This window comes from Sphingomonas populi, from assembly GCF_004208535.1.
GTDB classification, from domain to species: Bacteria; Pseudomonadota; Alphaproteobacteria; order Sphingomonadales; family Sphingomonadaceae; genus Sphingomonas; species Sphingomonas populi.
The window spans coordinates 16,556-28,439 of the sequence record NZ_SGIS01000043.1 but is presented as its reverse complement, the minus strand read 5'-3'; the positions used below and the strand labels follow the sequence as shown (position 1 = coordinate 28,439).

The 11,884-nt window shown below is 60.6% G+C and carries 2 protein-coding genes and 4 pseudogenes; 3 read left to right on the top strand and 3 right to left on the bottom strand.

Annotated elements, in window-relative coordinates:
* Nucleotides 1-181, top strand: a pseudogene (locus tag EWE75_RS20380) (IS630 family transposase); the annotation flags it as partial.
* 9 nt (nucleotides 182-190) lie between these two features.
* Here the strand turns inward: EWE75_RS20380 and EWE75_RS20375 are convergent.
* On the bottom strand, nucleotides 191-2,140 hold the full coding sequence (locus tag EWE75_RS20375) for a radical SAM protein (protein ID WP_345789397.1): 1,950 nt from the start codon (nucleotides 2,138-2,140) through the stop codon (nucleotides 191-193).
* 448 nt (nucleotides 2,141-2,588) lie between these two features.
* Here EWE75_RS20375 and EWE75_RS25690 point away from each other — a divergent pair.
* Both EWE75_RS25690 and EWE75_RS25685 read left to right on the top strand, forming a co-directional pair.
* A pseudogene (locus EWE75_RS25690) lies at nucleotides 2,589-2,959 on the top strand (DDE-type integrase/transposase/recombinase); the annotation flags it as partial.
* Between the two features lie 45 nt (nucleotides 2,960-3,004).
* Nucleotides 3,005-3,465: pseudogene (locus EWE75_RS25685) on the top strand (IS110 family transposase); the annotation flags it as partial.
* Here EWE75_RS25685 and EWE75_RS25680 read toward each other — a convergent pair.
* Nucleotides 3,464-3,610: pseudogene (locus EWE75_RS25680) on the bottom strand (IS5/IS1182 family transposase); the annotation flags it as partial. The pseudogenes EWE75_RS25685 and EWE75_RS25680 sit on opposite strands and share 2 nt — an antisense overlap.
* A gap of 519 nt (nucleotides 3,611-4,129) precedes the next feature.
* A complete protein-coding gene (locus EWE75_RS20360; RefSeq protein ID WP_130159934.1) occupies nucleotides 4,130-11,560 on the bottom strand; it encodes an autotransporter-associated beta strand repeat-containing protein in 7,431 nt (2,476 codons plus the stop codon).
* Nucleotides 11,561-11,884: the final 324 nt, after the last annotated feature.

Here is an 11,884-nt window from a genome sequence, read left to right as displayed (position 1 = left end):
CTTCTCGATCCTCACCAGACGGCGACTACGGCGCGGTGTATTCTGCGGTATCGTCGACCTGCAGGCCGCCATCAATCGCTACCTCAAGGAACACAACGCCGACCCAAAGCCCTTCGTCTGGACCAAGCCCGCCGCTCAAATCCTCGACAAGCTCTCCAGACTGCCTGCATCTTCCGTCTGAATCAGTGCACTAGTGATCTGAGGAGTTCGTCAGCGCCACAAGGACGGACTTTAGCGTCTCTCTATCCACCCCGGCCGGCACTCGAACTGTCGTGCCCGCGATGCTGATTTCGATCCGGTCGTCCAATCCGCCGAACGCCGTAATACTCGTCGCCTTACCGTTTGCCGAATAGCCGGCCCGGACGGGCTCAGATGCCCCGCTTGCTACGGCCATTGGCCAAGGATTTCGCTTTAAAACGACGACATCCTGACCCCATCCTTGCTCCTCAAAGCTTATGATCTTCAGCTCCGGTATCTGTTGGAGTTTTGACATCACCCAAGCCGGGGAGGAGAGCGAAACTCCAAACGTGGGATGATCGGCTGCATACGGTGCGTAGGCAAATCCCTCCTTCTCAAAAGTGTTCAACAAGCTCGCGCCATCGATCGATTCCCCGAAATGACTGATATTATTGCGAAGCATTTGCGACATCGCTCTGCCGTGGGTCGTTATAACCAGTATTCCGGACGGCCCCAGTGCGGGAACCACCAATCTTATAACAGCGTCCCACTGCCACTCGTCAAGACCTGTCAATAACGATCCACAAAATATTAGGTCTATGTCCCCTGGAATATTTTTTACGCTTAAGTGTGCGTCGATCTGTATTGGCAACACTCCAAGAGATTGCTGAACGAATGACAGTGAGCTTGTATTTATATCGACACCATAAACAATTGCACTTGGCCATTCTTGCCGGAACCATCTGGAGACGCGACCGTAACCGATTCCAAAATCCACCACGCGCCGGGGCGGCCATTTCCCGACTGCCTTTTGACATAGCTTGAACGCGTCATATCCGGTTTTATAATAACGCTCAGGCTCGTGCGGAACGTACAGCATGTCCAGATCAGAGATGGATTGCAGCTCGACTGATAGTTCCGGGGTATGATCGATGCTCAAGTATCGAACTGCCGACCCTTCATCAGTAGCAAAATCAATGGATAATACGCGGTTACCCATTTTATCCAACGGCGCATGCGAAACTCGGCCGGTTCTGGCCTCTATCGCTCGAACGAGTCTGTGCGCGTCAGAATCCGTGGCTTCACGTCGTGGATACGTACAAACCCTACAAAATGAGTGACTGTACCTTTTTAATAGGAGCTGGTCTTCTGATAGATCCAAATAATTGCCTATCCGGAAAAACGGATGATATGGCATTGCATCGCACAAATAAATATCGGACTTATCATCAATTGCTACCACGTCAAACATCAATGGGCAAATTTTGCCGACTTCTTCAGGAGCAATTAATTCAGGCGATGAAAGAGATTGCTTGACGAAATAATCATTTGTATATTTGTGGTACTCACTGGTGGAAGGGTCGGTAGAGTCTTGCAATAATTCGAACGCCACACCAAGCTCTTCTGCATACGATCTCGCCGACTCGATATGATGTTGATTATGTTCCATTTTAAAGAATCTTAGGCGGATTTTTGTGGATAAATTGTTTTCGCGGATTAAGGATGATGCCTTCTCCAAATTGGCAAAGACATAATCAATGTTTCCGCCAACATGATTCCTTTGATAAACTCCTTGATCCATACCCGAGATAGACACAATCATCAAATCCAATCCAGATCGAAAACATGCCTCCATATTTGAGATTCTGCGAAGAGAAAGAGTTGTCGATATCTCACACGGTAAGTCATAATCTTTGACTACTTCTATATAATACTCTAATGTTCTATTCAAAAATGGCTCAGTCCAACTGTATAAGCCAACTCTCGGATAGCCCTCAGCCTTTACCTTATCAACAACCTTCCTGAAATCTTCCAGCTCTATTTTGCGAGATGAATTTCTCATCAAACCAGTACCGCGGACGCATGTAGGACATTTTAGCGAGCACGCATCGATTGTGTCGATAAAGGCAATATTGTGTTGGATGGAGAAATCCTTCAGTCTGTGACAGCGTCCACCGACCAATGGAATCGGGGATCCGAGCAAGTCTTAGTAGCGTACCGAAATTTTGGATTGATTCAACACGGATCATGCGGCTACGATCTGTTCACATTGAAAGTCAAACTTAGCTCAGGTTATCATATCAACGGTCCAGCGTGTGCCGAGGCTTAACCGCCTGCCCTCACAGACGTCAGATGGCGTCGGGAGGCACCGTCCTCACTGCTGCTAAGGGACCTCCGTAGGATGGCAAGCCGCCCCGATACTCGCCGAGGAAGAACGCCATTGTTGTTCCTTGGCGCCTGTTGCTGACTACGCCATTTATTCTGCGACCGCTTCTAGACTAGGAAACGTTCTATTGTCACGGGACGGCCGTAGTTAGGCGCTTTCGGCTCGGCAGCTTTCCTTCCCGGTAGCCGCCATTGGCAAGGACGAAACATCACTCCGCTGCGGTGATGCTGCCCGAGCCTAGTGGCCTAACCAGCGCTGGAGTCTGGACTTCGTCCACGACCAGCTTGCGACGGGATGATGGTTCCGGGCGCTCAACATCGTCGAGGACATGACGCGCGAGTGCTTGCCGGCGGTGGTCGGCGCGCGACCTCTGGGAGGCGCGTCGTGCGCGAGCTGGCCAATCTTGTCGCCGAGCGCGGGGCGCCGAAGATGATCGTCCAGACCAGCCGGCGACGTCGTCGCCGGCTCGTCGATGACTACAACACCGAACGGCCGCACTATTCGCTCGGCTATGCCCCCCCGGCGGCATTCGCCGCCGAACTCGAAAAGCAGTGGGCTGGCTGCAGCCAGCCCACTGCTTCAACTGCGCTCGCGCGCAATGATAACAGCCGGTCTCCGCTCTACGCCCGATCAAAGATGGGGTTCACGTCAAGGCGGATGATGAGCCAGTCAGTGAAGTATATGGATCTGGACGTTAACAAAAATACGATTGCCGTTGCGATAGCAGAGGAGGGCCAGCGCTCGGAGGTGCGTGAGCATGGCAGATTGACAGCACGCCAGCGGCGATGACGAAGCTGCCCGCCAAGCTCGGCGGCCCGGGAGTCGATCTTCACATGTGCTACGAAGTCGGGCCGCGCGGCTACGGCATACAGCGTCCGGTGGCCACCGCCGGCCATAGCTGCGTCGTGGTCGCGCCATCGCTGATTCCCAGCCGCCCCCGGGGCCGTATCAAAACAGATCGACAGGACGCGGTGAAGCTGGCCCGACCGCACCGCGGAGGCGAGCTCACCTCTGTATGGATTCTCGACAGCGCTCCCGAAGCAATGCGCGATCTTATCCGGGCTCGCTTGGCAGCCGTACGAAGCCTGAGACATGCCCGACAGCAACTGTCCGCTTACATTTGACCGTCAAGCGCGCGTCGCGATCCTTGTGGCGCAGCTTCGCCGGTTTGTCCTTCCGGCCGCCAAGGATCCGACCGTCCTTGATCGCGGCCTTCTCCTCTTCGATGTTACGTTGCTTCGGCGCAGGTACGACGCTCGCGTCGATATTTTATTCCTGCTTTGACACGAAAATAGTCTTTGCACTCGCGCTACAATTGCATGTTGCGCGCAGAATTTCCGAACATCGAGCTCGAAAGTCAGCGCATTAAAGACACGATCCCAACGCAGAGCCGTAAATTTGAGCCTTCAATAGGCTGGATATATCAGGAATATATGACATCTGCCGCCAAGAATGTCTGACTTTCCGCGTCACAGCAGGAGCGTGTCATGGTCCGCGATACGCCATCACCTGATAGTCTATGCGATCCCGGCAGTGTCGCACGGGAGATTCTACGCCGCCGCAGCGACTGTCAGACCGACGCTGGCGAAGCCTCACTGCACTGCGTCGAGCGATGTCCACCGGAAATCGAATTTCTGACCGGCCGAGGCGCGCGACGCGAGCCTCATCAGGCGTCGGTGGCGAAGCGGGCACACGCCAGACAGGACTTCGCCCTCCAGCGCACACCCATGCAAACTGCGATCCGATTCGTCCGCGGGGAAGCCAACGACTTCCCCTCGGTCGCATTTAGAATGCGAGCGACGCGGTCAGCCGCAAGCGGCTGTCGTCGGCGCCGTTGCCGCCGATCGAACCGGAATAGCCGGCGACGATCGACAGGCGCTCAACCGGCTTCCATTCGAGGTCGAGCGCCATCGTAGCACTGTCTCGCGACAACCCGGCCCCAGCCACCGTGAAAGGAACGTCGGTCCCGGCAAATTGCAGCGTCGCGCTCGGCCGGGCGTCGCCGATCACCCGTCGCCAACCGACCTGCGTGTGGGCACTCACCCCCGCGACGATCGGCGTGTCGGCGCGCATGCCGAGATCCGTGAGCGTGAAGGTCTCGCTTTTCGCCCGTCCGATCAGGGCTGTCGTGGCCCCGGTCTCCGCAAAGGCATCGCTGCGGACACGGTACGCCTCGACGCCCGCGAACGGCTCGACCGTGCCGCCCAGTAGTGGCCGCTTGACGCCCACCTCAACCATGCCGTGCAAAACGCCGCCATCGTAGCTGGCATCGTGCGACGCGGTATAGCCGGCAAATGCCACGCGACGGGCGGTGCCGGTGTCGGCCCAAGCATAGCCGACGCTGGCGCGCAGGGCGATCGCGCCAAACGTGCCGCTGGCATAGCCAAGTACCTGCTTGGTCTTGATCGTGCCACGGCTGGCGCGGCCATCGATCGTGAAACTTGTGCGGGTATAGCCGCCGGCAAGCCCGGCGCGCGCACGCGTACCGATCGCCGCATCGACACCGCCGAACACGCCGTAGCCGTTACGCTTGACCGCCGCTGCGTCGCGCGTCGCGGCATCAGTGCCGAACAGACCGCTGATCTGACCCCAGATGCCGTTTCCAACCGATTGCGACAGGGTCCTTCCGCGCACCGCCTCCTCGCCAGCCTGCGCATCCTTGAGCATGCCGGTGCGCAGCGACGCATGCACTTCTCCAGACAGGCTGTTGAGCGCGCTGCGTACTGCGGCGTCATCGGGGTTGAGCGTCAGCGCGGCATAGGCGGCGTTGGTTACGTCAAGCGCGCCGAAGCTATTCGCGACTGCCATCTGATTTCCGGTCCTCGCCGTCGTCACTAGCGAGGCACCGGTGCGCGCGAGATCGACCGAGATACCATTGATCGTCCGCACCAAACGAAACTCGGTGCCGCCGCTCGGCGACTGAACCAGCGTATACGTGCCGTCGATCCCGCCCGCTGCGGTCAGCAGCGTATAGCGCTGGCCGATCCGGTAGGTGCCCGCATCGCGCGTCACTGTCAGCAGCGCCCCGTTGGCGAGGGTGGCGGTGCCCCCGACGATGATATGATCCGAGGCGCCGGCAGCGGTGATGTCCGCCGCATAGGTTGAGCCCACCGCCTGCGTGAAACTTCCCGCAACGACGATCGTGCCTGGGCTATTGCCCGGCGCGACCGTGCCGCCCGCGGCGATCGCAAGACTCGCGACCGTGCCGTTGCCCGCGAGCGCAGCGCCGCTGGCGACGGTGACGGCCGAGGGCAGCGTTCCGGCGAGCACGAGTCGGCCGGCGTTGACGAGCGTGGCACCAGTGAAGCGCGCCTGATCGCCGGTGATAAGCGTGCCCGCGCCCGTTTTGACCAACTGTCCGCTGCCGCTGAGCGACGCCGCAAGACTGCCATCGTGGGTTTGGTTGAAGATCAGCGTGCCAGCATCGGCAATGCTGCCGGTCAGTGTCGCGCTGGTGCCGGTCAGGCTCGCTGCCGCTGCGATGCTCGTGCCGTTGGCGAAGGTCGCCGGCGCGGTGAGCGTCCAATTGCCCGACGCGACCGCCAGCGTTTCGAAATTGACCGCCCCGGCGAAGCTGCCCGCGCCGGTGCCACCGAGGACGACGCGGTCTGTGCCCGCGCCGCCATCAACGGTGCCGGTGATGACCGAGTCCGGCAGGAGCATAAGCGTGTCGTTGCCAGCGCCCATGTCGATCGCGCCAGCGCTGCCGCCCGTGATCGTGCCAGCGTTGACGATCGTATCGTCGAACGCGCCGACCAGCGAGATCGCATAGCCAGAGCCTGCGCGGATCGCGCCGGCGTTGGTGATGCTGGTCGCGCCGTCCGCGACGCCACCGGCATTGGTGTCGTGGTTGATGAGCACCGCGTTGCCCGCGCCGTAGATCGACGCGCCGGCCGTGTTGACGATCGCGCCGCCTCCCATCGCGATGCCCTCGGCGCTGTTAGGTCGCCCACCGGAATCGACGCCGTTGGCGCTGAGCCCTTGGATGGTGCCGCTGTTCGTGACCGAACCGATAAAATCGATGTCGATTCCGTCGCCGTCACCATTGGTGGCTACGCCGTCCCAACGGCCCGTGATCGTGCCGGTGTTGACGACCGTGCCCGTTCCGTCTGAACCGATGCCGGAGCCATTGCGGCCACGGATGAGGCCGGCATTGGTGACGTTCACGTCGGTGTCGCTGGTGATACCGTGACGCAGGCCGGAGATCGTGCCGGTTTCCAAGTTGACGACGGTGCCAGCCTTGCCTTGCCAGTCGATACCGTCATAATTGTTGTTCGGCGCGCCGTCCGACGCGATCAGCCCCGCGTTGGTGACGATCGCGCCCTGTCCCGGCCGGATCGCGTCCTGACCAAACGAACGGATGACGCCGGTCTCGTAATTATTAATGATGATCGTGGCCTTGCCCGAGGCGGCCGCATCAAAGTCGAGAGCCTGTCCGCCGTTGGTGGTGCGGATCGTGCCGGCATTATCGACGCGGATGCTGCCGCCGCTCGGATTAAAATTGACCCGCACCGCATCGTCCGCGCTGGTTATGACCCCGCCGGCCGCATTGGTGATGACGATGGTGCGCGCGTTGTTCGATCCCGCCAGGTTGATCGCGCGTCCGCTCGCGTTGGCGTCGCTGATCGTGCCGGCGTTGGTAATCGCGACGTTGGTGGCGCTGGTCGAAAGCGTCGCCGACAGTGCGCTCGTCAGCGTCGCACCGCTTGCGACAGTATATGTGCCGGCGGCAAGGTTGCCGGTCAATTCGAGCGCGCCGGCGTAGACGTTGGTCGCGCCGGTATAGGTTTGCGCGCCCAACATCAGCCTGCCGCCGCCGATCTTGCTAAGCGCTCCGGTGCCGGACACCGTATTGGCAAACGCGCCGTTGTTCGCTTGGTCGAAGATGATCGTGCCGGCATTGCTGACATTGCTGCCGAACGGTGGCGCGGTGACAGTCAGGTTCGCACCGGCCGCGATCGTCGCGCCCCCGGAGTAGGTCTGCGCGCCGGTCAGCGTCCAGGAGCCGGTGTTGACCGCGAGCTTCTCGAAGTTCGTCGCGCCCGCAAAGTGATTCGTCCCGCTGCTTTCGAGTGCGATCGTATCGATGCCGGAGCCGCCGTCGATCGTACCGATCACGCTGCCGCTGCCGCGCTGAATATACACGTCGTCGCCGTCGCCAAGCGCGACCGTGCCGGTGATCGTACCAGCATTGTCCACCACATCGCCACCAGCCGCAAGACGGAGGTCGCCCGTAATGATCCCGGTGTTCCGGATCGTGTTCGCATAGTTGTCGAACGTCTGGATCGCGGTCGACGATGTTCCTCCCGCGGCGACGATTGTCCCCGCATTGGTGAGCGAGAGCGAAGTGTCGACGACGACTAAGCCGATGGCGCGTCCGGGACCGTTCGCCGCGATCGTTCCGCCAAGAGCATTGCTGAGCGTGCTCATCCCAGCACCGTTGCCGACGATCTCCATCGCAATTGCGCTACCCGCCTCACCCGATAGCGGCTGGACAGCCGCCGCGGAGATCGTCCCCGTGTTGACAACGTCGATAGCAACGGGCTGGCTCGCGCCGTAGGCTGCCAAAACGACGCCGACCGCGCCACCGGCCCCCGTAGGCGCGCCCTGTGACGAGATGGTGCCCGCATTGGTCAATGAAACCGCGCCACCGACGCTGTTGCCGAAGAAACCTCCCATCTCCAAATCCACGGCCGTACGGCCGGTCTTGTTGGAAATAGTGCCGCTGTTCGTCAGGGCCAGCGCGCCGGCCACGTCCGGCTGCGGAGACGTCCGCGCATACAGTCCTGCGTCTCCAATCGTTCCGCTGTTGTTGATCGTGATGCTGGTTGATGCGTTCAGATAAGCCGAGACACTATAGAAATACGGTGAGAGCGCTCCAGCGGACGCGATGACACCGCTGTTGTCGATGTTCAGCGTATCGCCCGTGAGGTACAGAGCGGCACCGGCCAAGTTCGAAGAGCCGATCGTGCCGCTATTCGTGAATGTCGCCAACGCCCCGGAAACGCCCCCGGCTACGCTGCCACTGTTGGTAAGCGACGACACTTGGTCGAACGTCGCCGGCCCGTATGAGAACGGCGAATTCGCCATCAGAGCGCCGCCGATTGACGCCTGGTTGACGATGGCGCCATCGCCCACGGCATAGAGATTTCCGGCGAGCGTGCCTGTCGCCGTCACCACCGTGCCGACACCTTTTGCTTCGACAAGCACGTCCTGGAAGTTGCGCAGGCCGGTCGGATCGATCGCGACGCTGCCCGATGCGGAGCGAGACTGGCCGTAGATGTTCCTACCGTCTCCGCCATCCACGATCCCTGACACGCCGAGCGTTTCGCCGGTCTGGAGGAGAAGGTCCGAGCCGCTGCCGAAAAGAAGATCGCCATTGATGGTACCCCCGGCCGCGACATAGACGGCCGACGTGTAACTTCGGCTCGTTGCGCTCAAATACCCGAGATCGACCGTGCCGTTGATCGTGCCTGCGTTGGTGAGCGACGCGTAGGCGGTCTGAATGGCCCGGCCGACGCCGTTGATCGTGCCGCTGGCTTGATTGGTAATCTTTTCGGTGCCGTAGCTGATGGTGTAGTCGGTGATCGCTGCACCGCCCGTCGAGATTAAGGTACCAGTGTTGACAAGCGACGCCGTTGCGCCGTTGACGACGCTGAATTGCACGGCGGCGGCGCCGACCGCGATCGTGCCATCGTTGACCAGCGTGGTGAAGCCCACCACGCCGTTCGCCTTTTGGCCGCCATCGCGCTGGACGATCGTCCCCGAGTTGGTAATCACGGTCGCGGGGCCGAAGAACGAGCTGCCTGTGATCCCCACACCGCCATCGAGCGTGATTCGGCCAGCGTTCGTGATGTTTACACCGCCGGCGATCGCGGCCGTATTGTAGCCGATCCGGTCGGTGACGCTGATGTCGCCGAAATTGGTGAAGCTGTCGGTGGCGGACAGGCTGAAGGCCGCAGAGTTATACACCGAACGGTCGGTCCGGGTCAGCGAGACCGATCCCCGGCTGATGATAGACAGGGTGCCGGTCGTTGCCGGAGCGCCCGGATAGGTCACGGCAGCGACAGACTGGACAGCGACCGCATCGCTTACTGCGAGGTTCGCTTCGAGATCGACGACACCGTTGCCGGCGAGCAGCAGCGGCGTTGTCCTGATCTCGTCGGCAGGCGCGGTCAGGGTCAATTTCGCGCCGTCGCTCAATTGGTATCCGACGCCGGCAAACGGCCCGACATTCGTCGTTGGCAGCGTGGCGACGGTATCGGCGGAGACGACGTAGCGCAGCGTCGCGCTCTTATCCGCCGTGACGGTTCCGGTGATCCCCGCGAACTGCCCGCTGCCGGTGTTGACGAGATCGGTTACGAGCGTCGCGCCCCCGCCGAGCACGAGGTTGCCGTTGAGCGTTCCGCCGCTCAGCGCTATATAATTTCCCGATCCGAAGAATGTAACGTTGCCGTTGATCATTCCGGCATTGGCCACGCCGGCATTGAACGAGCCGACCGACACCGCGCCACCGCTGCCACCGTTCACGACGCCGGTCGCGCCGTTTATGAGATAGCCGTAAGGCTGCACATTCACGCCAACGCCCGTCGAGTTGATCGTGCCGGTGTTGGTGAAATAGACGCTGGTGGTGACGCCCGATGTCGCGCCTTGGATCAAGCCGCTGTTAGATCCGGTATAACCGACGTTGCCGATCAGATACGCCCCGTCGCCGGCTGTGGAGATGATGGTGCCGCTGTTGGTCAGCACGCCGTCGAACACGAACGCTCCCGTACCAGAGCTGATGATCGTGCCGGAGTTGTTGACCGGATTGAACGACATGTTGATGCCGCCACCGCCATTCGCGATCACCGTAGCGGTGTTGGTAAAGCTATGGTTGCTGAGCGACACCGCAAACGGTGAATATAGGTTGCTTGTCGCCGTGGCGCTGATCGTGCCCTCATTGATGAACGCAGCGGCCGAACCGAAGGTGTAATCAGAATCCCGTACCCCCGACGCGCCAACGTTAAGCGTCGCGCGGTTGATGACCGTACCTTGCCCGCTCAGCACGATCGGCGCGGAGCTCGAGAAGCCGGCCTCGAGCGTAGCGGTCACCTTCGCGTCGGGCGCCAGGACGAGTTGCTGGAAGCCGGAGTCCAACTGAACCGGCGTCGTTACGGCGGTGTCGGTGGAAAAGGCCAGACGCTCGATGTTTCCGGTGCCGCCGACGGTCAACGTGCCAGCGATACCCGTCGCCAGCGCGGGCCTGCCGACATAGCGCGCGACGAGCGTGTTGTTGCCGTTACCAAGCGTAACCGAACCATTGATGGCGCCGTTCCCGGAGTCGATCGTGTTGCTGCCATTGCTGGCGACGATGCTGCCTGTAACGAGACCCTGATTGACGAGATTGATCGTTGTCGCGCTGATCGCGGTGACGCCGCTCGTGGAGATTTGGCCATCGGCCGCGTTTTTGACCGTGAGCGCGAGGCCCGACACTGCGGCGCCGCTTCCCGCATTGGTGATGATGCCGCTGTTGCTGATCGTGCTGTTGCTACCGTAATAGGGGTTGGTCGCCCCGGTGAGGATGGTCGCGGAGTCGGAGGTCGAGCGGATTGCGCCGCCGGCGGCATTGGTGATGTTGGACGAGGCGCCAAGCCGCGAGTCGATCGCGCTTTGCGTCCCGCCGTCGATCGTGCCCGCGTTGGTGATAAGCGGCGCCGCCCCGACGATGCTGCCGGTGATCGTGCCACTCGCGCGGTTGGTGATCGAGCTGAAGGTGGTCAGCGGGCTGGTGTAGCCGTATCTGTTCGTCACGGCGTTCCCGATCAAGGCCGTGCCGCCCGATCCGGTGATCGTACCCGCGTTGTCGATCGTCGCATCGATCGTGCCAGTCGCGTTGCCAGCCGACTGCACAAGCGCAAAGGCGGTCGCCCCCGAAACGCTGCCACCCGCACCAACGGTCAAGCTTACGGTCTTGTAGCTGAAGCTGTTGGAAGACGTTCCCGACGTTACGACGACAGCACTCTGGTCTTGCGCGGACACGGCACCAATCACCGTCAGCGTGGTCGTGTCAAAAAAGGTGTTTGGAAGGATCGGCACGTCCACGAGAATCGCCGGTGCGCCGACATTCGAAACATGCGCGTCGGTCGCCACGTTGACCGAGGCATTTGCGGTGGTGACCTGCACGCCGTCCGCAACCGCGCCACTGCACGTAGTGCTCGTTGTTGTGGCGGACAAGCTCGGCGCGCATTGTGCCCAGGCAGAGGTCGCATTGGCCATGCTGAGGGCGGCAGTGCTCGTGCCGATTGCTAAAGTGAGACGCCGCACGGATATTCCGCGCGAATTCGAACGCTTCATGACTTCCCCCCAACGATATGGCGCCAAATGCCCACCGGCACCAAGAATTTCTGCTAGCAACGTTGGCTGAGTATGAAAATGGGGTGGTACTCAAATAATTAAGATGACTGTTTGTAACATCGCGTTTGAGTGTCACTCCCAAACAATCTCGTCACCGGCCGTAATCAAGCTGAAACAGAATCACCCTTGCCCCCGTCAAAGGCT